We start from the raw sequence: 22,136 nt of genomic DNA, 5'->3' as shown, positions 1-22,136 counted from the left end.
CGCGGTCGGCCGCACTGGTGTTGGCGGTGAAGTACAAAGTGTTGCCTAGGACAGTGAGATTCGACGGTGAGGAACTGGTGGAGCCGGTAAAGATGTCTTTCACCTGCGTGGTGCCCACCGCTGTGCCATCCGTGCTCCAGAGCTCCGTGCCCGAGGCTGAATCTCCAGCCGCGAAATAGTACTTTCCGTCCATCAGGACCCAACTCGACGGAGCGGACGAATTGCTGCCGGGATTGATGTCTTTGATGATCTGTGTGCCTGTATGGGTGCCATCGCTCTGCCAGAGTTCGAGTCCCAGCAGGCCGTTTGAAGCGCTGAACATCAGCCCGCCGTTGAAGGCACGCAGGTTCCCGATGCTGGAGCCTCCCGTGCCAATGAACGTGTCCCCCAGCATGTAGGTGCCGCCCGTGGTGCCGTCCGTCCGCCAAAGCTCCTGACCATGGACGCCGTCCGTGGCTGCAAACACGGCCAGACCCCCAGGAATGGCGGCCATGTTCGACACGTTTGAATTGCTGCTGCCGACCTGGATGTCTTTGACCAGCGTCGTGCCCGCTTCGGTGCCATCGCTTCTCCACAGCTCGAGCCCATTCGTGCCGTCGTTGGCATAAAACAGAAGCTGGCTGCCAAAAGCCAGCAGGGCGGTCGGGAAAGAGCCGGTGCCGCCTGCGAGGATGTCCTTCACCTGGGCCGTGCCCGCATCCGTGCCGTCACTGGCCCATAGTTCCGTGCCAGTTGATGGACCCGTGGCAGCAAAAAACACCTGGCTGCCAATCACCGTCAAACTGGACGGGTTGGAACTGGAAGTGCCTGAGAGAATGTCCTTCACCTGCACCGTTCCAGCGAGAGTTCCGTCACTCTTCCAAAGCTCGTTCCCCTGGGTGGCTGTAGTTGCCCGGAACACCAGCGTTCCGTTGAGATTTCGCAAAAACCCGGGTGAACTGGCTGCGGTGCCCGCATTGATGTCCTTGACCAGGATCGTGCCAGCGGTGGTGCCGTCCGTCATCCAAAGCTCCGTGCCGTTCGTGGGGTCCGTAGCCGTGAAAAACAGCGTGCTGCCCACCACCGTGAAGTTGGCCGGCGAGGAGCTCGATGCGCCGGAATTGATGTCCTTCAGGATGGCCGTGCCCGCGTTGGTGCCGTCACTTTTCCAGATTTCGGTGCCGTTGGTGCCGTTGTTGGCGGTGAAAATCAGGCTGCCATTGAAGTAAGTCAGGTTGGATGGTGAAGAGCTGCTATTCACCGTCGGATGGATGTTTTGGACCATCACCGTCCCTGCGGCTGTGCCGTCGCTTTTCCAAAGTTCGGCTCCGTTGCTGGTGGTGTCAGTGGCGGTGAAGAAAATCACGTTTCCGGCCGCTGTCAGGTTCGCCGGGTTGGAGTTGCTGGAGCCGACATTGATGTTGAGTACCAAACTGGTGCCCGCTGAGGTCCCATCGGTTTTCCACAACTCGGTGCCATTGCTACTGTCAAAAGCGGCAAAGTACAACCACTGCCCTGCCGCGACAAAATTGGCCGGATTGCTGCCAGTAGTGCCGCTCGCAATGTCTCTGACCAAAAGAGTGCTGTCGAGTGTGCCATCCGTCTTCCAGAGTTCGGTGCCTTGCTCAAGCGTGGTCCGCGGCAGGTAGTAGGTACCGTTGAATAGCGCTCCTCCGCTCGAATAGCCAGTATTCCCCACCTGATTGATATCCTGCACGAGGCTCAAGGGACTCGCCGGACCGGAGCACACACCCACCAGGACGATTTCATAGGAAGCCTCGTCCGCATCACTGCTGAGCACATGCAACACCGCATTCCGCGCACCTGCGGTCACAGGATTGAAGGTCACATCAAAGGTGGTGCTGCCCCCAGTCGCCACGGTGGAGGTCGCTGGCGTGCCAGCGGTGTAATCCCCCGCCGCCACCCCGTCGAGCGTGATACCCGTGATGGTCAGCGTGCCCGTTCCGGTGTTTTTCACCGTGAAACTGCGTGTCACCGTTGACCCCAGGGCTATCGTCCCAAACCCAATAGGCGCTCCGTCCGGCCGCGTGGTCCCGGCTGGCTGCTCCAGCGCAATCTCAGCCGGTTCGAGGCAGGTCAGCGTGATGTCATTTCCGTCACCGCCCGTGTAGCTGATCTGGAAGGCGTAACTGCTGCCTCCGAATGTCATGGAGTAGAATGCCCCCTGCGGCAGCCCCGGAAACGTGCCCGTGATCGCGCTGGAGCCTGTATTGTTCACCACCGTGAGCACGTCGCCGACAGTCGGCGCATAACTCAGCGTCGAAGTAAGGCTTGAAGTACCTGCGTTGAATCCCTCCTCGGTGTGTCCGATTCCACCAGCGGCCGAAAAGCTCAGTGTGAGCGCATTATTGACCGTTAATGTGAAAACCGTGGGCACCACGGCATTCCATGCTGAGTCATCCCCCGCCTGAGAAACGGAAACCTCAATTGTTCCCGCTCCAGTGGCCGTGATTGAGTCACCACTGACTGTCGCCGGGCCGGAAATCAGATCCACACGTGCTGGAAGGCCACTGCTGGCTGTTGCCCGCACTGCCGGGCCATGAATCGACACCGCCATCGGCACTGAGACCGTCTGCGCTTGGAGCTGTGGCAGGACCGGGGCCAAAACCGTGGGGTTTCGTCCCGCCCCCAGCAGTCTGGCAAAAGAATTCGGCCCAGCCCCCCAAAGCGTCTGGTCGGAGCGTGTCGCAAGCGTCCACGCATTGGCACCTGCGGCCAATCTCCACCTTTTGTCACTACCCACCTGAGTTAGGCTCGTCACGTTTGCTGGTGCACTCATGCCGAGCTGCCCGTAGAGACCTTGCCCGCAGACCCAGAAAGAACCGTCTGACTTGATCAGCGCCGAGTGCACATTGCCAGCATGGATTTGAGTCCAGTCCGTGGCGGTGCCCACCTGCACAGGCAGGCTCCGGCTTGTCGTGTTTCCACTGCCCAGCTGACCACCACCGTTCCAACCCCAACTCCAAATGGAGCCATCCGTTTTCTGTGCTATCACATGATTGCTCGCCGAGATTTTGAGCCAATCATTATCCGTGCCCACACGCACCGGAGCGCTTTGTGTTACTCCGCTACCATCCCCGAGTCGCCCGTCGGAATTGGACCCCCAGGCCCAGAGTGAGCCATCATTCTTGATCGCGTAGGAGGAAGTGTAACCTGCAAACACCTCTGACCAGTCCGTGTCCGAGCCGATCCGCACGGGCGCATTGCGCTGAGTCGTCGTGCCATCGCCGAGTTGGGAATTCGAATTCAGTCCCCAGGCCCATAGTTCGCCACCCTTGATTGCCAGGCCGTGGCTGGAACCCGCGCTGACCCGAACCCAATCGGACGCCGTTCCCACCCGCACAGGGGTGCTGCGGTTGCTCGTGTCATTGAGTCCCAACTGTCCATTTCCGTTGATGCCCCAAGCCCAGAGTTCACCAACGTTCTTGATCGCTAGACTGAATCCGCTCGTGCCGTCACTCACTCGTACCCAGTCGCTCGCTGAACCGATCTGCACTGGGGAGTATTTGTCCACGGTGGTTCCATCACCGACCCCACCGCTACCGTTGCTCCCCCAACCCCATATTTTGTTGTCGGAACTCAAATAATGCACGGTGTCATTTCCCCCTGTAAGCAGGCTCACTTCTCCAGTGCCTACGGCCGCGAGTGCCAAATTTTTTGGCAACACCCCTGGCATACCACTCGAATGACCCGACACCCAGACCGAGCCGTCGCTTCTGCTGGCCAGCAGGTGATTGCTTCCCGCCATGACGGCGGTCCAGTCATTTGCCGTGCCAATTCTTGTAGGACTGCTGCGTGGGGTGCGTGTCCCATCGGCCAGATGGCCTTGAGAATTGTTCCCCCATGCCCAGATGCTCCCATCTGGCCTCCGGGCCGTCGTGAATCCGTTTCCGCAGGCTACTGACGACCATGTTACTCCAGTGGCAATCTGCACGGGTGAGGTCCGCTGTGTGAGTGTGCCGTCCCCGATTTGCCCAAATCCATTCCAACCCCAGGCATACAATTTGCCGTCCGTACGCAGACCGGCTGCACTCGCATTGCCAGCACTTACCACGCTCCAGTCCGCCGCAGTACCCACTCGCACGGGAGAGAGCTGCTGGGTCGTGTTGCCTATGCCCAGCCGACCGTTTCCATTGTTCCCCCAAGCCCACAGTTCGTTACTGGTATTGATAGCCAGCGTGTAAGCTTCACCGCATGCCACAAACCGCCAATTTGTCGCTGTCCCCACCTGCTTCATCGTAATGCTTTGCGTCGTCGTCCCATCCCCGAGTTGACCATTTCCATTCCAGCCCCACACCCAGAGTGTCCCATCAGACCGCACCGCTGCCGAATGGTCGTTTCCAGCCGATATTACAGTCCAGGTCGAGCCACTTCCGATCTGGGTCGGCACGCTGCGCGTAGTCGTCGTTCCATCCCCCAATCTGCCGTTGGAATTATTTCCCCAGGCCCAGAGACTGCCATCAGCCCGCAAGCCCAAAGAATGGGCACCACCAGCAGCCAAATCCGTCCAATTCGTCGCCACACCGATCTGTGTTGGTGTGTAGCGTGATGTTCCTGTGTCTCCCAATCGGTTGCTTCCGTTATCTCCCCACGTCCACAGAGTTCCGTCCGCTCGGATCGCGAGCGTATGGACTGCTGCCTGGCTGCTCACCACCTTGGTGAAACTCTGAAACCCTGTCGCTACCACAAAACTCCGGTATTCATCCGCCGCAGGCAAAAAGCTCCCATTTCCAGCCTGGCTCGCCTTCAGCGTTACTCCGCCCGGTGCTCCCGTCAGTGTCACCGTAGCCCCGGAGACCGTCGCTGGCCCTGCCACGACCTCAAAACTCACCGGCAGGCCACTGGATGCCGTCGCAGAGAGCGCAAATGGTGCCGCTGTGGGCAATTTCGGCGGTGGTTGCTCAAACGTGATCGTTTGGGCGGTTTGGGCCAGCAAAGAGGCGGATTCATCACCGAAAGCCGTCCACAGCAGCGCAATAACTCCTAACTGTCGGGTAACACTGAACATGACGGATCAATTTTGAAAAGATGATGCTTAAACTAGAGAATTGAGGCAATTGTACGCCAGAAAAACTTATGGGCGGCAAGCCCTATTTGCTCCCATCGTGAGGTTGTGCCGCGCGGAGGGGCGGCCTATAAGGCTGCCAGCCTCCTGTTAGCCACTCCGCCCCGGTTCATTACGCAAAAAGTTTCCGGACCGTCCGCCAAGCTAAAATCCTGGTGCCGAGGACAAAGGAAGGGACTGCAATCCGCCGCCTGCCGAAATAGTTCCGAAACCAGCCGAGTTGTACAGGTGGTTGTTCGAGTAAATGTCTGCCTGTCCGCTCACGTTCACACTGCCCCCCGCCTCCACCTGCACTGTCTGACCCGCAAAAATCGCATGCGGGCTGTTTACCGTCACATCTCCGCGGAAGAGCACCGAGGAGGCCCCTGCGGAGTAAAATTTCAGCAGGGAATCCGCATTGAAGGTTCCTCCATCGATCAAAAGCCCGGTGCCTCCGGCTACTGAGCTGCGCACCCGGATGACATCTGCGGACAAGCTGGCGTTTTTCAGTGTTACCAGCCCGTTGGCTCCTGGGTCGGTGGCATCCATGGCATCCACGGTCAGATTGGCCTCCGCAGTCAGCGTCGAGCCGTCGAGGGTGACTGGCGCTCCCTTGGATTGCACCGTGAGGTGACTGAGCAATGCAGCCAGTTGAGTCGAATTCTGCAGCGTGACACGTGTCCGTGACTCCAGGGCACCCACCGTCACCGTGTTCCGGCCTGTCACCGTTGTCTGGTCCAGGGTGATCTGCTGTTCCGGCCCGGTATTCACAGTGCTGCCTGCCAGTGTCACAGTGTAAGCAGTCAGGGTGCTCTGAGTGAACGAGATGTCCCGCTCGGTGGCACGAATTTCGAGAACCTCGTCCGGGTGTGTGGCGTTCCCGGCCTGCACCGTCGCGTTTGTGCCAGTCACCCCCAGGGCACCGCGGAGGCCGATCCCAACCTCCGAAGGCGTCTGCAGGTCCGTGCCTGCCGCTAGTTGCAATGAATAATCATTGAAAGGATCCACTCCGAATTCCTGCGTCTCAAAGACTAGCTTTTTCCCTGCCACGGCGCTGAAAAGGTCGGCATCCGCCCGGATGGTGCCATGCAACTCAGCGGGGGCGAGATACCCGCCAAAATCATCCACGGCACTCGTCAAAAGGACCGTCAGCTCCTTCGTCTTGGCTCCTGTGCGCGTCATGAGGATGCTAGGCTCTGTCGCTGGAAAGGGAAAAGACGTGTAGGACAGTCCATCCGCATAAGTCTTCTGTGCCACGTTCGCGCTGGAATCTGCCAGATCGTTCACCAGTTGGAACACCGAGCGTTCCTCATCCATCACCCGCCCGCGGGCAGCGTTATCCACCAGATACATGTCTGGCGAGGCCCCCGTGAACACCAGAGGAGTGCGAGAAAGATTGCCATCTCCGCCCTGCGCGCCTGAGGCGGCGTCCATCAGCCCCTTGGTGCTGGGCGAACCCAGGGGGGAGGTGATCAGTTGGGACGTCGCGATGATCCGGCTTAGATCCACTTCCACGGGTTCCGGCAGGCGTTTGTCGCTCGGGTTGATGATCAGCATCTGGCCCGGTTCCAGTTCCTCAAACTCACCCGCCAGCGATTGCAGCGCTACGGTTACCTTTCCTTCCAGCACCGTCACTTTCAGGTATTGCCCTGGATAGTAGGCGATCTGTACCGAGCCGCGCACCTTCATCCGGTAGCCCGGCACATTCACCTCCACGGTCTCCCGCCCGCGCCCGGGATCGCTGCCCACCAGCATCACGCCTTTCTCCATCACAATCTTCTGTCCCTTGTCCAGCCGGACCTGCGAATCTGACCCCACACGGAAAAACGATTTCTTCATGCCCACCTGGGACTGGCTCTTGTTTCGCGTGGCAAAGGTGTCTCCGGGCTGCAACTGCGCCCCTTGTGGTGCGCTCGCTTTTCCCTTCACAAACTGCACATCCGCACCGGGTGCTCCGGTCACGGCACAAAGCATCGTCAGGAAGGTCAGAAGATGGTTTTTCATGTTGGCAAGAGGGGGAGGTCAAAACGACACATGGAAGCTCATTCCGGCACCTGTGGCGAAGTTGTTGTAGTCAAAGGCTGGCTGGTTGGAGCGATTCATCGTCCCTGCGATGGACAAGGTGAGCCGTGCCCAGTCCGTCAGTGCGTAGGAGACGCCGGCGGTGAGGCCCAGATTCCAGTCCGCACGCTTCACCTCAGGATAGTAAAAGTAACCTCCTCGCAACCCTGTCTGTACAGTCCAATTTTCTGTCAGTCTCAGTGTATGTCCGGCATAGGCCGTGAATTCATGCCGCCCTGGACCTGTTGGCTGGGCAGCCAGGCTCAGATCAGCGCTCATCCCGAGGATGAACTGCTGTCCACGCGACACTTTCCAAGTCTTCTGCAGGTTCAGATTGACCATGTGATTCTGGAAGACCGACCGCTGAAACTCGGTGTCAGCGATGTGAAACCAGTAATAGTGAAGGCCTGCATAAGTGTCATTCAGCCATGGCAGCCGTCGAGTCACTCCCAACTCCGTGCGCAGCAGATGAAAGTCGAAGAAGTCATACTTCCCATGTAGAAACCAATGGCTGGAGACGGAGGCATCCATGAACCAGTCACCCACGATGCGATTCGCATACTGCGCGTAAAAGCCCGTGCGCCAGTAGGTGTCGGATAGCGTGTTGTCCGGTGTCAGTGCCACGTTGTTGGTGTGAAAGAACTGCACGTCCGCTCCCAGCGTCCAAGGTTCCACATGCGCTTTTCGTGCCAGGATGATCTGCTCGCCGAATTCGTCATCCCCCTGCATTTTCGGTGCTGGCGCGTTTCTTCCACCGTGGTTGTCATCTGGGCTCACACCAGAAGCGGACTGGTCGGCCTGCCTGATCTGGTTCCGCATAGCATCCACCGCGCGGTTCTGCACCTGCGGCAGCATCTGCGCTTTCGCATTGCCAACCACTGCCAGGAGCAGGCACGCCAGGAGACACAGATGGAATCTGGAGACAGTGTATTTCATGAACGGGAGGTTTTTCTTTTGCCACAGCCTCACTGATCGGACAACCTTCGTTAGCCGTCCCGTTCGCATTCGTTATTCTTCAGACTCATGAATCTCATCCAAAACGCCCGCGAGCTTTCCGAGCATTGGCACAACACCAAGGTCCACTGGCGTGACGCCAAGACGCTGGAGTTTGAAAAGCGCTATCTGGAACCGCTGCCCGGCATGGTCACCAAGACTGGTGCCGTGATGAACGAACTCGAAGTCCTCCTCAAAAAGATCCGCAAAGATTGTGAGCAGTCCTACTGACCTCCGCGCCTCGCGCATTCTCTCCCTCCATCATTCGCTGCGTGACACCGTGGCCGACTTCGCCCGGCGCAGCGAGCAGATCGCGCGCGAAACCCGTGCCCGGCGCTACACCGCGGAGCAGAATCACCTGCAACAGCTTGAAGCCTTCGACGCGCAGCACAACGCCACCCTCGGTGACACGGCGAGGCAGTGGGATCAATATGGCGAGACGATCCGCGCCCGCCATGCCGCCCGCACCACCGCCTTCAAACGCTATGAGGACCGCATCAAACGTGATCTGCCCGCGATGACGCAGAAGGAGCGCGAGCGCTGGCTCGGCAAACTGCAGATCCGTCGCGTGCAGGCGGACTCCGCCCGCAAACGTGGCGTGCAGCAGGCCGACGCCATCGCGGCCTCGTTGCTGGAGCGGCTAACCGCCGCAAGAGACAGGCTGCTGGCGGTGGTGAAGGCCTCCGGCGAGCGTCTCAGCCGCCGGAGCACACCGCGTGTCGAGGGGCTGCTCACGCTCTCGGAGATCCCGGCCTGTGTGGAAGCCATCGAGGCGCATGCCCAGACTCTTGAGGAACAACTGGCGTCCGGCAAGACCTCCGGGCTGCTCAAGATGTTCTCCAAGCCCAGCATCGATCTTGCGCTGCTCAGCCAGGCCGTCGCGGATTACGAGGCCTGTGTCGAGGAGTTGAACATGGCCCGAGAGAACGAGGTGAAACGCCTCCATGCGGAGTTTGAGGCCACCGACGCCCAGGTCACCGCCAACTGGGGCAAGGCGGACGAGGTGGCGGAGAAATACCGCGCGGCGATGCTCAAGCGCCTGGCCACGCAAATTCCCGCGTGCCTTGCGCGCAACGAGCGTCTGCTCGCCCGCAACTTGCGGCGGTTTGAAGCGCAGAAGGCCGCCAGCCTGGCCGAATACGGCGGACCCGTGGCCCAGCAACGCCAGCAGATCATCGATCAGCACGCCACAGCGTTGAATGGGATGCACGCGGCCGCGGAGAAACGCTGGAGCGATCTCACGGCCGAATGGGAGGCCAAGGTGCCGCCACTGCTCGCCGCCGTGGATGAGATCAACAGCGACGAAGCCTCGAAGTCAAAGCCATGGTCGCCGCATTATGAGGCGAGAGAGGCATTTCCAAACGCCTGCCGGTTTGGGCAGTTGAGCCTCGATTTGAGCGCCCCTGCCGCCTTGCTGGAAAAGGACACGCCGCTCAATCTCGCCGGGCATGAGCACGTCACCCTGCCGCTTGCGTTGGCGTTTCCGGGCGAGGGCTCGCTGCTGATCGAAACCGATGATGACGGTGGCAAATGGGTGGCCGATGTGATGAATGGCATCGTTTTTCACCTGCTCAGCCTCGCACCGCCAGGGAAAGCCCACTTCACCATCATTGATGCCGTCGGTCTGGGCCAGAACTTCGCCGGTTTGATGCATCTGGCCGATTACGAGCCGCTGCTCATCAACCGGCGCATCTGGACGCAGCGTGATCACATCGAGGAGCGCCTCGCCGAGCTGAACGAGCACGTCGAGAAGGTGATCCAGATGTATCTGCGCAATGAATATGCGACGATCACCGAGTACAACGAGCATGCCGGCAGCGTGGCGGAAAAGTATCACTTCCTGGTCATCGCCGGTCTGCCTGCCGGCTTCAGCGAGACGGGCATGGCACGGCTGAAGAGCATCGTCACCAGTGGTGCGCGTTGCGGTGTGTTCACGCTGATCCACTGGGATCGCCGCCACAATCTCCCGGAAGGCCTTGCTGCTGAGGATCTGCGCAAAAACAGCCTCCGGGTCGTCAGGGAGAAGGGCGTCATCACGTTTGGCGGGCTGAACACGCTCACGCTTGAGTCTGCGCCGACGGATGCCGTCGCGGCTGAGCTGGCGCATCAGATCGGACAGGCCAGCATTGATTCGAATCGCGTGCAGGTGCCGTTCAGCGTCGTGGCTCCGAAGGAAATGTGGTCGGAATCCACCACGAACGAGCTGCGCATCGCCATCGGCCGCACGGGCGCGACGAAGCTGCAATACCTCGCCATCGGCAAAGGAACGAAGCAGCACGCGTTGCTCGCCGGGAAGACCGGTTCGGGCAAATCGACCTTGCTGCACATCATCATCACGAATCTCGCGCTCACATGCAGCCCGGACGAGGTGGAGTTTTACCTCATCGACTTCAAAAAAGGCGTCGAGTTCAAGTGCTACGCCGATGCGAAACTGCCGCACGCCAAGGTCATCGCTATTGAAAGTGATCGCGAGTTCGCATTGAGCGTGCTGCAACGCATCGACGAGGAACTGAAGCGTCGCGGCGAGTTGTATCGCAAGCTCGGCGCACAAGATCTGGCAGGTTACAAACGCGCCGGTGGCACGGAGCCGATGCCGCGCAGCATGCTGATCATCGACGAGTTCCAGGAATTCTTCGTCGAGGACGATTCGGTGGCTCAAGGTGCCGCGTTGCTGCTCGACCGCATCGTGCGTCAGGGCCGTGCGTTCGGCATTCACGTCTTCCTCGGCTCGCAAACGCTCGGCGGGGCCTACACGCTCGCCCGCACGACGTTGGGCCAGATGGTCATCCGCATTGCCTTGCAGTGCAATGAAGCCGACGCCGCGCTGATCATGGACGAAGGCAATGTCGCCGCGCGATTGCTCTCGCGGCCCGGTGAAGGCATCTACAATGACGCCGCGGGCGCATTGGAGGGCAATTCGCCCTTCCAGGTCGTCTGGCTCACCGACGAGGAACGCGATGAAAACCTCGCCAAGGTGTCGAAACTCGGCCAGGAACGTGGATTTGCCAAAAAACGGCCCATCGTGTTCGAAGGCAACATGCCGGCCGATGTGCGTGACAACCCGCTTTTGGTCGCCGCGCTCGAAAATCCGCCTGCGAAGGCTCCCACCGATCCGCGTGTGTGGCTGGGCCTGCCCAACGCGATCAAAGGCCCCACGGATGCCATGTTCCCGCGCCAAAGCGGCCGTCATCTGCTGCTCGTCGGCCAGAACGACGAAGCCATCGCCGCCATCATGGGCCTGGCCATCATCGGACTCGCCGCACAACATCCTCGCGACAAAGCGCCGACGTTTTACCTCGTCCACGGTGCGCTGGCCGAGACGCCAGAGGTCGCATTCCTCGAAGCCGCTGCCGCCAAAGGGCGTGCGAAGGTCACGCAGGGCCACGAGGCGCCCGATTTCATCGCCGAGATCCACGCCGAGATGAAACGCCGCAGCGACGAAGGCAGCGCGGGCGATCCGCCCATCTTCCTGCTCGTGCATGGCCTGCAAAAGTTCCGCAAGCTGCGCTACGAGGAGGATTTCTCCTTCGGCGGTGACGACTCGCCCAAACCCGGCAACCAGCTCAACGAAATCATCAACGAAGGCCCGCCGCTCGGCATCCATCTCATCACCAGCCTCGACACGCTGAACAACATCCAGCGCTGCCTCAGCCGCAAAGCGCTCAGTGAACTCGGCATGCGCGTGCTCTTCCAGATGAGCGCGAACGACAGCGCCAGCCTGATCGACTCACCCAAAGCCGGCTCGCTGGGCCTCAATCGCGCTTTGTTCTACTCCGAGCACGAGTCACGCATGGAAACCTTCCGGCCGTTTGCGCTGCCGGGGGCGGATTGGGTGGCGGAAGCCACGAGCGTCTTGAGCTGATCGAGGGGCCTGGAATGGCCCCGCTACTTGCCGGTGCCGCTGACGATCAGCGGGGCTTTGCGGCGGACACCGATGTAGATCGGCGAGCGCTGTCGCTCGAGCAGCTTGTATTGAATGGGCAGTTCCGTATTGGCGGCATGGAAGTGCCAGGGACCGTCGTCTGTGCGGATGGAGTATTGCAAGGCGCGGCCGCCGTCGAGCAATGTGGCGTGCTGGACGTCGAGCTTGCGGGCGATTTCAGTGACTTCGCCCACGTTCATCACGCCGCCGTCGCCGGAGAGCACGAAAACGATGGTCCCATCCTGCCGCATGCCGCCGAGGGCACGATAGCTGACTCTCGTGCCGTCGAAGTATTCGTCGGGCTTCATCTCCACATAGGAAAAGATGGTGTGGTTCTTCATCACTGAGGGATAGACCTGCGATCCCTCCTGAATCAGGCCGGGCACGTCGTTCAGGAGAGATTTCGGGCCGAACCACGGACGGCCATCCTTCACGAAAAAGCAGCCGCTCCAGTCGCCGAAAGGCGGATTCACCTGCTTGCCTTCGTGATAGACCCAACCCATCGGGCGTCCCTTTGGATCGCGGAAATTGGCGGTGATGGAGAACCACAGATTGCCGTCGTCCATGCGTTCGCGAGCCGTTGTGAGCGTGAACTTCGGCTGGAAGGTGGTCATGAAGTCGAAACGCTCCGGTGAGAGCGTGACGACATGCAACTCCGCACCGAACACACGCTGCGCTGCGTTCGCCAGGAAGCCGCCGGGACGGCGCACTTTCAGCGTGGACCAGCGCATGCCGGGCTCCTCATGCCGTTCGATGAGCGCCGCGGCGAAATCACCCGGTGTCAGGCCGGTGGCGGGCTTCCATTCCCCCCGTTTGGAGAGAATCTGGAGCGGTTGCCGGGATTCGCGGACGGCCACGGCCACGAGGTTGCTGTTCACGTTGAAGAAATGCTCCACGACGAGCCAGACGAGCAGCACACCGATGAAGGCGGGCAGCAGGAGCTTCCGAAGGCATCCGCGTTTCTTTTCAGACATGAGGGCGTGGCAGAATGGAAGCACTGCGCCGGACGATCAAGCGGGATGTCATTCGCGCAGTTGAAGATTGATTCACCGGACGCTCTGGCGCAGCATCGTCGCATGATTCACCGATCTCTTTTTCTCGGACTTCTCGGCATCACGTTCAGTTTGCAGGCACAGACCGCCCCGCCGGTGCTCACGCTCAAGGCGACCGCCGACCATGCTGACGCGCTCTACAAAGTGGGGGAGACAGCGACTTTCACCATCGAGGCCGCGCAGGATGGCAAACCACTGCCGGAGGGCAAGGTGACGTGCGTTTTGTCCAAGGACGGCGTGCAATCGCAGCCGCCGCAGACGATCACGGTCAAGGACGGGAAGGCCACCGTCATCGGCAAGCTTGATGAGGCGGGCTTTCTGCTGATGCGTGTGAGCAGTGGTAAAGCGACCGCGATGGCCTCTGCTGGTTACGATCCGCTGCTGCTGAAGCCGAGCATGCCCGTGCCGGACGATTTTGAGGCTTTCTGGGCCGCGCAAAAGGCTGAACTGGCCCAAGTGCCGCTGAAACCCACGCTCACACCCGTGCCGACGACGGTGAAGAACGTCGAGGCCTTCGATTTGCAGGTGGAATGCCTCGGCAAGCCGGTCAGTGGCTACTTTGGCCGCCCAAAGAACGCGAAACCGAAGTCACTGCCGGCCATCCTGCACGTGCATGGCGCTGGTGTGCGCAGTTCGAATCCGGGCAGCGTGGCCTGGGCGGCGAATGAAGGCGGCATGCTCTCGCTCGACATCAATGCGCACGGCATTCCGAACGGGAAGCCGAAGGAGTTTTACGATGCGCTGGCTGCGGGTGAATTGAAAGACTATCGGAACGAAGGGAACAAGGATCGCGAGAAGTGCTATTTCAAAGGCATGTTCCTGCGGTTGATCCGCGGCATCGACTTCCTGACCGCGCAGCCGGAGTGGGATGGGAAGACGCTGATCGTGTATGGCAGCAGCCAGGGCGGTTTTCAGGCCTTCGCGGCGGCGGGGCTCGATGAGCGCGTCAGTTTCATCTGTGCGGGCGTGCCGGCGGGCTGCGATCACACCGGCAGCCAGGCCAATCGCATCGCTGGATGGCCGAAGATCGTGCCGAACGACGCGGACGGAAAGCCGGATGCCGCCGCGTTGCAAGTCTCCCGCTACTTTGACAACGTCAACTTCGCCACGCGTGCGACGTGCGAAGGCGCGGCGGTCACCGTGGGTTTCATCGACACGACCTGCCCGCCGACGAGCGTCTATGCGGCCTACAACGCTCTGACCGTACCCAAATCGATCCATGTGGATGTCCTCGCCGGTCACACCAACACGCCCGGCGCCTCAAAGTTCATGCAAGAGGCGGCCTTCAGGCATGTGCGGGAGATGAGGAAGCGGTGAGCGCTGATCAGCCAGGATTTCCGCGAGCGAGACGGGAGTGGTTATCAACCGTGATGATTGGGAAGATCAGAGTTCATTCACGAATGACAGGAACTCGGCTGCCTTGCTCTCCCAAGTCTCTCCAGCGAGCCGCTGGCGCAGCCGTTCAAGCTCCGCCCCGGGCTGGGGCGCAGCCAGGGCAGTGCGCAAGTGTCCGATGAATTCATCGTGATTCGAGGCGACTTTCACGTGCTCGCTCCAATGCATGACTGTCGGATTCATGGTCGAGACGACGGGCCGGCCTGTGGCAAGGTATTCCTTCAACTTGAGCGGGGTGCAGCTTTCCGTGAGAGGATTGACGGCGAAGGGCAGAATGAAGAGGTCCGCCGTCGCAATGGCTTCCGGCAGGCGGGAGTATGGCACGCCTGGTTCGATCCGAATGTTGCGGCACTGTTTTAGAAGCCGTGGCTCCAGCGACTGGGGACCGATGAGCCGAAGAGTTGCGTCTGGAAATTCGCGGGAGACCTGGAGCAGCAACTGCTGATCGAGCCGGTCGTCGATCATTCCGAAATAGACGATTTCAATGCCTGTGCGTGCCTGGCGGACGGGGGGCAGCGTGAAGTGGGAGAGATCAACGCCCTGAGTGATGACGCGGATCTTTTTGCCATGCCGGTCGAGGTGTCGGGCGAGATGATCGGAAACGGTGACCACACCATCGACCCGCCGCAGCATCTCCTCCTCCATTTTGAGCACCTGCGCCGAGTTCATGCCCAGCCACAGTGAGTAGTCATCCATGCCGAAATAGACACTGCGGCTCTCCCGGAGGTGCCCGATGTAATCCACCTGATGGGGACACGAGAGCACCAATACAGGGTTGTTGAGCTTTGCAGCCAGATTGAGCCAGCGCAGCCTCCTTTGCACGCTTCGCAGGTTGAATTCGCGGACCAGCCTGAACTGAGTGAAGGGCAGGGTGACGGGGGAGAGAATGTGAAGATTCGGGTGATCTGGCCGGCTGAGTTCCCGACGGGTCGTAGCAAAGTCGGCAAGTTTCTGGCCTGAGCGTTTGAGATCACGCCAAGTGAACGCCGGAGAACGCAAGCCGACCGTCTCGACCCAGATGACCTGGGTGGCGTCCAGCAAGCAGCGGGCCAGGTGCTGGATGGTGGACGGATGACGATCCCAGTCAGGGCCGAAAACGATGAAGTCACGTTTGGACGCGCCTTCTGCGTGAGTTGGAGACTGGGTGGGGGTGGGCATGTGCTGCTGGCCTGGGCTTCACCCTGGAAGCCACGCTTTGGAAAAACACCATCCAAGCCATTTGTAAAGGGGCAGTGTGGATGTGATGGAAACGACGCCTAGGCAGTCGTTGGGGCGGGCATGCGCCGACGGTGGCCAGACAGGACGGAATCTGCGCCTTTGGGGACGGTGCCTCCGGGGTTATGCTCGACTCAGCTGGAGAACAACCTATACATCCGGTCCTCAGCCAGCGATCGCATTCAGCCGTCATGTCCTTTCTTGGCATTCTCCGCCGCATTTCTCCCACCCTGGCAAAGGCCGCGGTGGTTGCGCACACGTTGTTTGTCAAAAAGGGCCTGTGGCGGAGCCAGTCCTCAGGTCAATCGGTGCGGGCAGACGGCGAGCCGACCCCATGGATCACCTATCCCGCCTTGGACTACCTCTCCCAGTTGGATTTTTCAAAGGCTTCGGTTCTCGAATATGGCTCCGGCAGCAGTTCCTTGTGGTGGGCCCGGCGTGCCCTGCAGGTGACGACCGTGGAGAGTGAAAGTGAGTGGACGGAGTGGTTGAAACATCGTGCTCCGGCCAATTTGAAGGTCATCGGCCCCGTCACGGGAAGCGAATACGTGTCCCGCGCTTTGGAGGAAGGCCAAATGTTTCAGGTCATTGTGGTGGATGGCAAACAGCGTGAAGCATGCGCCGCGGCAGCCTTGCCCCATCTGGCGGAAGGTGGCCTGCTGATCCTGGACAATTCGGACTGGTATCCCCAGATCTGCGCTGATTTGCGGAAGCGCGGCTTGTTTGAAATCGATTTCCATGGCTTCGGGCCCGTCAACGACTACGCGTGGACCACCTCGATCTTTGTCCGTGCCGGATGCGTGGTCCCGCACCTCGGCCAGCAGTGGAATCCGGCTGTGAACGGCAACCTGGTGCAAAACACATGACCAAGGCAGATGATGCAACCCTCTGCCTGCCGCGTGCAACGAAACGCGAAAGACTGGCCGGCATCGTCAGGCCTTGGCTGGAGTCGGTCGGAATCGACTGGTTGTCGCGGCCGGGACTGCATGGCCTTGATGTGAGACTGGCTGCATTGCTTCCGCAAAGGAACGGCTTTTTTGTCGAAGCGGGTGCCAATGATGGATTCAGGCAGAGCAACACCTATTACCTGGAGCGTTTTCGTGGCTGGAAGGGCGTGCTCATCGAGCCTTTTCCACATCTTGCCGACCGTTGCCGCCAACTCCGCCGCCGCAGCATCACAGTCGCCTGTGCCTTGGGCGGTCCAGCAGCCGCTGGAACCACCGTCCGCCTTCGTCATGCCGGACTCATGAGTCATGTCGAAGGGGCCTTGGGCTCGGATGAAATGGAGCTCAATCGTGCCAGACAAGGTCAAATGACGCAGGGGATGATCTGGCACGACTGGGTGATCAAGGCACCGGTCCGCACATTGACAGAGGTGCTCGATGAAGCCGGTGCGCCATCGAAGTTCGATCTTCTCAGCCTCGATGTGGAAGGATTTGAGGTGGAGGTGCTGAGGGGGCTGGACCTGGTCCGCTATCTGCCGGGGGCGATCTGCGTGGAGGTGCGCCATGAGAACCGGCCGGCGGTGCGGAAACTGCTGGAGAATCATTACCAGCCTGAATTGGTGCTGACCTCGCATGCCGGGCACGCGGATTGCTATTTCACCGCGAAGACGGTCTCCTGATCTGAAGGTCGTAGCAGATCTGCAGCAATGCCGAAGCTACCTCGTCGGGTGGAATGTGGCTGATGCAGCGAGGCTCGGGGTGAATGCAGTTCCACCGGCATTGAAAACAGTCCATGGGATGTGTCAGCCAAGTCTGGGCACGGCTGCGCCACCAGGGTGCGAACATGCCGTGATGTCCACCACCGAGCAAAAAGACTCCAGGTTTGTCCATGGCCACAGCCAGATGCGCAGGTGCGGAATCAGGGGCCAGAACCAGACTCGCCTGGCTGATCAACTGACGTAATCCTTGGAAATCCCCCGGCTGCTGCCAATCCACCTGCGATTCAATCCCTTCATTCTTCAGCGCCTGCAGCCACGGAGTGAGAGGCGCGCCAGCGGGAAGACAAAACGTGATGGGCATCTCCGGTTCAGCCTTGATGAAGGAGCGTAGCGCCCTGGCGAGGCTTGCGGCAGGATACTGCCGGATCTCGCTGCCTGTCATGGGACAGACCAGCAATGTGCGCATTGGATGATCGGGCCGGTCATTGAGCGCCGGGAGAATCTCGTGGTGTTCCACGTGGCGGGACAGGACGCTTTGAACGATCCGCCGGTGAGCTTCCAACTCAAGGCAGCCGTCACAGGATTGCTCCGGGTATGGGACTGGATGAAGTCCAGGATAGTTCAGGGCTGTTCGCTCCCACGTTTTCTCCCAGAGTGATGCATGCACCTCGCCGGCCTCCATGAGGGAGGATATGCCATGGAGATAATCCGAGGCTTGATGACGCAGGATGACAAGCTGCTCCGTCTGGATGGCTCTGAGCCGTGCGGCATGACGCGTCATGGCCATCACAAAATCCGGCCAGAAGCGGCTGCAAAAGGGAGGCATCACCAGCAACGCCACCCCTGGAAATTCCTGGCGGAACAAAGGTTCTGCGATGGGGGACACCACAAGCAGGCTCGAAGAGCTTCCACATTCCCGGATCAGCAGCCGCACGGCACCGAGTGACAGAACGGCGTCGCCAAGCCGGTCGAGCTTGATGATCACAAGCCGGTAATGCGTCTTCCGAAAACGTGGAATGAGACGGAGGAGTCCCACCGTGATGCGGTAGAGACAAGTTCGGAGCCAGGCGCTCATGGAAAAAGAACTGCGCGTAAAAGATCGAGGTAGCGCCCTTTCATCTCGGCGATCCATTGGAGTGGAGCGGCGGTGGCGGGCGCCTGAAGCAGTTCTCGCATGCGATGAGGGAGTGCTTCCATGGCATCACTGACGGGCAGAATGGTGACTCCTGGAACCTCCGAGGCAGTGAGCAACCGCGAATCATTGCCGATGAGAAGCGCCTGACGGCCCATGGCACCCGACACTACGGCGGCATGCACGCGATTCACCACCGCAGCCCGGCAGCGTGAGTAGGTGTGCAGGTACTCCCGCCAATCTTCGCTGTAAAAGCGTGGGATCTCTGGAAAAAGCCGAGCGGCTTCGGCGACCTCCTCCTTGTCGTGGCAGACAACCAGGCAGGGATGATTGCGAGCCAGTTCTTTTACTGAGGAACAAAACTGTTGCTCCCATTTCGTCTTTGCATGGGGCCCTCCGCGGTTCAGATCGTAATGTCCTCCGTATGGCATGTAGTTCAATGCCACGAAATCTCCGCCACCTGGCTCAACTCCAACGGATTCAGGGGCTAATATCGATGGACAAGGCAGCATGGGCACGTCGTGGCCGCACTCGTGCAGGATGCGCCTGGCCAGTTCATCCCGCACCGTCGTCAGCGCGCTCCAGGATGTGAACTCTTGAATGAACTTGCGGCACCTGGCATCCGCGATGATCTCGGAACCATCACTTCCCCAAGATTGGCAGGAGCCAGCTCCCAGATTCAGGAGTGGAACGTGTCTAGGATGCTTCTTCCAGCGGCGCCTGATCAGCGGTTCGAACCACTCGGTCCGGGCGCATGAGGACCAGTCGTTCTTCCAATAAACCGGTGTGCCTGCCTGGATGACGAGGTCGCTGCTCAACACAGCATCGGTGGCGGCTTCAACTGGCATGAAATCCGCCACATCGGACAGGCGGGAGCGCCAACGCAGCCAATCAGGGACATGTCGGGTCCTTTGATCGAGGATTCTCCAAAACTCCCCACGAGTGGTGGCGGGGAAGTGTTTGTGCACGACGCGGGATTCGACTTCGCCGAGAAGCGACTTGAGCAGGCAAAGAATGCCTTCACGAACAAAGTCGTCGCCGACATTGTGATGCACTGTGGAAATGAAACAGACCCGCTTCATCGGCGAAAAAGAGATCGCAGCCTGCGCCGGAGGCTTTTTAAGGACCAAGCGCTTCGTGGCAGTCCGACAACTTCCGTCAGATACGCACGATCGCCTTCCAACCACGGCTCCACGGCCGGTGGATGAACCAGCGGTGCGCCTATATCCTGGGTTTGCATGGCAGCACGAGCGTCGGCAGGATCGTGAGTGTGAGTGGCGTAAGGTCCAAAGCCGATGTTCGAGACCAAATTGACGGCAGGGACAATGTTCAGGCCTCCACAGCGGAGCTTCGCGAAGGCCCATTGGTAGTCCCAAGTGTCCACTGCTCCGTGGTAAACAGAGTCAAAAACTTCGCGTCTCCAGGCGGCTTCGAAGGGTTCAGGACACCAAATATCCATCTGTCTTGTCTTCCGGACCGATGGCCAGGCTTCCATTTTCACATCGTAGGCCCGCCATGCCCGTCGCCACGTGGCCCAGCCCCAGATCGGACCGAATCGCGAAAAAAGATAGCTGGATTGATCTGGAGCCGTGCGGGTGAGATTGCTTCCGCAGATTTGCATGACGTCAGACACCTCCTGATACCGGTCAAGGAGTTCATCGCAAAAGGGAAAGAACGAAGCGTGCGGGAGGCAGTCGTCCTCCAGAATGATCAGCCTCTCGCACAATTCAAAGGCCCAGTCGAGGGCGGAGGAAACTGCCGTCTTGCACCCAGTATTGACTACGAGCAGCCGCTTCTCCACCCGACACGGCCAGTCGATCTGGCTCAAGACCACTTCTCGAGTTTCGCGACATTTCGGATCATCCATCGGGCCGTCTGCGGCTATCAACAAGGTCGCAGGACGGGCCTGCCGGACCGCTGCAAAGACCTGCCGGGTCAGCTCAGGCCGCCGATGAATCAGAAAGAGTAGAGGCGTGTTCATCGGCAGTAGATTCAGATGGCCGGTGGCGTGAGGCAGAGAGGATTTTGACGCAACCAACGGTGGCAAACAACGAATCACATGCGCCGATAGACCAGCAGGCGTCCTTTGTGCCAAGGTTCGCGGGTGATTGATTGCTCTAGTTCGACCTGCCAAAGTGCTGGAGCGGATTCCAGCGCGGCTTGAAGTCGGTTTTCATGATCGGCGCGGCTGGATTCTGGCAGGGAAAGGTCCAGGAAAATGCGGGTCACCTGAAGTTCGTCCAGATGCTTGAGCAAACTCGCCTCCGAGGCATGCAAGAGCTGGTAATCCCTGCCCATCCAGTCGCTTCTGGCCAGTTCTTTGCTCCCCCGATAGACCCGCAACAGGGAAGGGGAGCGTTGGGGACATGCAAATGCCGCAGCCGCGATGATTGCGCCTTCGCCCCGAGGATCCGACGCCACCAGCCATTTTTGCTGGTGTCCGCCAATGCCCGGAATTCCCGTCTTCAGCGCAGCGGCTTCAAATCCATGTACAGCTTTTCTTGGAGGAACGTCTGAAGATTGGAGGGGAGCTAGGCTGAGTATCAGCAGCAAAGCAGCAGAAGCCAGCATGCCAAGTCTTCCTTTCTGGGACCATGGAGCCGCCGCCAGCACTGCCGCACCTCCGAGTAAAATCGCAGGCGCCAACGTGAGCATGTAGCGGAAGGTGAGACCAACAGGTACAAGCAACAGAACAGCGGACATTCCAACGGTCATGGAGATCAGCGACGCACAATCTGGCTGCATTTTCCCGTTCTTCCTCCAGGTTCGCACGCCAAGGCAAACGGCAACCACCGCCAGCAGTGTGAGTGGCCAGCCGAACACCGCTGGCATGGCCTTCGCATGAAACGGCAAGGCCTCCAGCAAATACTGCCACGGTGTCAGCTTTGTCATGCCCTCTTTGGAGATCTTGGTCGAGTACAACATCCAAGGGCCAGCCAGGACAGCCACCGGAACTGCGGAGCACCACCATGATCTCGTCATCATCAGACACCACCGACCCGCCAGGAGGGTGCCCAGGGGAGGGACCAGGCACAAGCCAATTCCAGACCCCTTGGTCAATATGGCGGCTGCCGCAACACACCCCCAGGTCAGCGCTTTTCGAAGCGAGGGAGCACGAAGATAGTCGGCCCACAGCGTGACTGCCCACAGGCAGGTCAGGGCGAGAAGCACATCCGCCATCACGTGGAGGGTCAGTTTGAGCGCCACTGGCAACAAACACACACCAATGCTGGCCGTCGCTGCAAGCGCAGAAGGCAAGAAGTGCCTGCCAAGAATGAAGGTTATCGTCGCCAAAGCAGCCATGGTGACCACTTGCAGGGCGATTAGCATGTCAGTTGAGGGCCTGAGGAGCAGCAGCGGGCCCGCTATGCAATAATAGAGTGGAGGATAATGGCCAAGGGCCACTCGAGGGAAGTCTTCATAGTACGCCCTGGCGAACTTCATCGGCGACTGACCAACGCTGTCCGATAGGTAGTCACGCACCATCAGCGACGTGACAGCATGCGCGGCTTCATCTGGATCGCCACCGAGATCAGACTGAAAACCTCCCGCGTGGAAAGAAAACCCGCCCAAGAGCCCTACGGCGATCACGAACATGATCCAGACTGGTCGTGTTCTGGCAAGTGACGAGGGTGGCGCGAGAGGGGATGGCATGATTG

General features: G+C 59.8%; 14 protein-coding genes. 5 read left to right on the top strand and 9 right to left on the bottom strand.

The genetic code is table 11. From position 1 onward, the window contains the following. The 3 genes from IAE77_RS23425 to IAE77_RS23415 all read right to left on the bottom strand — a co-directional run. Nucleotides 1–2,380 (bottom strand): ELWxxDGT repeat protein (locus IAE77_RS23425; RefSeq protein WP_294231976.1); only part of this gene is annotated, 2,380 nt, incomplete at its 3' end. Between the two features lie 2,829 nt (nt 2,381–5,209). After that, the gene (locus IAE77_RS23420; protein WP_294231974.1) at nt 5,210–7,048 is read right to left on the bottom strand and encodes a FecR domain-containing protein; all 1,839 of its coding nucleotides are present in this window, start codon (nt 7,046–7,048) and stop codon (nt 5,210–5,212) included. 18 nt (nt 7,049–7,066) lie between these two features. Beyond that, nucleotides 7,067–8,041, bottom strand: coding sequence for a hypothetical protein (locus IAE77_RS23415; RefSeq protein ID WP_294231972.1), 975 nt, complete (start codon nt 8,039–8,041; stop codon nt 7,067–7,069). A gap of 87 nt (nt 8,042–8,128) precedes the next feature. Between IAE77_RS23415 and IAE77_RS23410 the strand changes: the two genes are divergently transcribed. Both IAE77_RS23410 and IAE77_RS23405 read left to right on the top strand, forming a co-directional pair. After that, nucleotides 8,129–8,329, top strand: a complete 201-nt coding sequence (locus tag IAE77_RS23410) for a hypothetical protein (protein WP_294231970.1) — start codon at nt 8,129–8,131, stop codon at nt 8,327–8,329. Then, complete coding sequence (locus IAE77_RS23405) at nt 8,313–11,960, top strand: FtsK/SpoIIIE domain-containing protein (RefSeq protein ID WP_294231968.1); 3,648 nt, start codon at nt 8,313–8,315, stop codon at nt 11,958–11,960. The genes IAE77_RS23410 and IAE77_RS23405 overlap by 17 nt, the downstream gene beginning before the upstream one ends. 23 nt (nt 11,961–11,983) lie before the next feature. Here IAE77_RS23405 and IAE77_RS23400 read toward each other — a convergent pair whose 3' ends face one another. Continuing rightward, nucleotides 11,984–12,994 (bottom strand): phosphodiester glycosidase family protein, encoded by a 1,011-nt coding sequence (locus IAE77_RS23400; RefSeq protein ID WP_294231966.1) that lies wholly within the window; start codon nt 12,992–12,994, stop codon nt 11,984–11,986. Nucleotides 12,995–13,096: 102 nt separating this feature from the next. Between IAE77_RS23400 and IAE77_RS23395 the strand changes: the two genes are divergently transcribed. Beyond that, nucleotides 13,097–14,389 carry an acetylxylan esterase gene (locus IAE77_RS23395; RefSeq protein ID WP_294231965.1) on the top strand — a complete coding sequence of 431 codons (1,293 nt, stop codon included), beginning with the start codon at nt 13,097–13,099 and terminating at the stop codon, nt 14,387–14,389. 66 nt (nt 14,390–14,455) lie between these two features. Here the strand turns inward: IAE77_RS23395 and IAE77_RS23390 are convergent, their stop codons facing one another. Beyond that, a complete protein-coding gene (locus IAE77_RS23390; protein ID WP_294231963.1) occupies nt 14,456–15,625 on the bottom strand; it encodes a glycosyltransferase in 1,170 nt (389 codons plus the stop codon). Between the two features lie 248 nt (nt 15,626–15,873). Here IAE77_RS23390 and IAE77_RS23385 point away from each other — a divergent pair, with 248 nt between their 5' ends. After that, nucleotides 15,874–16,548, top strand: a complete 675-nt coding sequence (locus IAE77_RS23385) for a hypothetical protein (protein WP_294231961.1) — start codon at nt 15,874–15,876, stop codon at nt 16,546–16,548. Continuing rightward, nucleotides 16,545–17,306, top strand: coding sequence for an FkbM family methyltransferase (locus tag IAE77_RS23380; RefSeq protein WP_294231959.1), 762 nt, complete (start codon nt 16,545–16,547; stop codon nt 17,304–17,306). The genes IAE77_RS23385 and IAE77_RS23380 overlap by 4 nt, the downstream gene beginning before the upstream one ends. On the opposite strand, the gene IAE77_RS23375 is transcribed toward IAE77_RS23380, so the two are convergent. The 4 genes from IAE77_RS23375 to IAE77_RS23360 all read right to left on the bottom strand — a co-directional run bounded on the left by IAE77_RS23375 (nt 17,284) and on the right by IAE77_RS23360 (nt 22,074). After that, on the bottom strand, nt 17,284–18,330 hold the full coding sequence (locus tag IAE77_RS23375; protein WP_294231957.1) for a glycosyltransferase family 9 protein: 1,047 nt from the start codon (nt 18,328–18,330) through the stop codon (nt 17,284–17,286). The two genes, IAE77_RS23380 and IAE77_RS23375, sit on opposite strands and share 23 nt — an antisense overlap. A gap of 86 nt (nt 18,331–18,416) precedes the next feature. Next, a complete protein-coding gene (locus IAE77_RS23370) occupies nt 18,417–19,607 on the bottom strand; it encodes a polysaccharide pyruvyl transferase family protein (protein WP_294231955.1) in 1,191 nt (396 codons plus the stop codon). Beyond that, nucleotides 19,556–20,458, bottom strand: a complete 903-nt coding sequence (locus IAE77_RS23365) for a hypothetical protein (protein WP_294231953.1) — start codon at nt 20,456–20,458, stop codon at nt 19,556–19,558. The genes IAE77_RS23370 and IAE77_RS23365 overlap by 52 nt, the downstream gene beginning before the upstream one ends. A gap of 74 nt (nt 20,459–20,532) precedes the next feature. Next, entirely contained in the window at nt 20,533–22,074 is a 1,542-nt protein-coding gene (locus tag IAE77_RS23360; RefSeq protein ID WP_294231951.1) for a hypothetical protein, read from the bottom strand. Between the last annotated feature and the right edge of the window lie 62 nt (nt 22,075–22,136).

It is taken from the genome of Prosthecobacter sp., from assembly GCF_014879935.1.
Taxonomy (GTDB): Bacteria; Verrucomicrobiota; Verrucomicrobiia; order Verrucomicrobiales; family Verrucomicrobiaceae; genus Prosthecobacter.
Note: the sequence above shows the minus strand (reverse complement) of the source record. Positions and strands in the feature narration are given on the sequence as shown.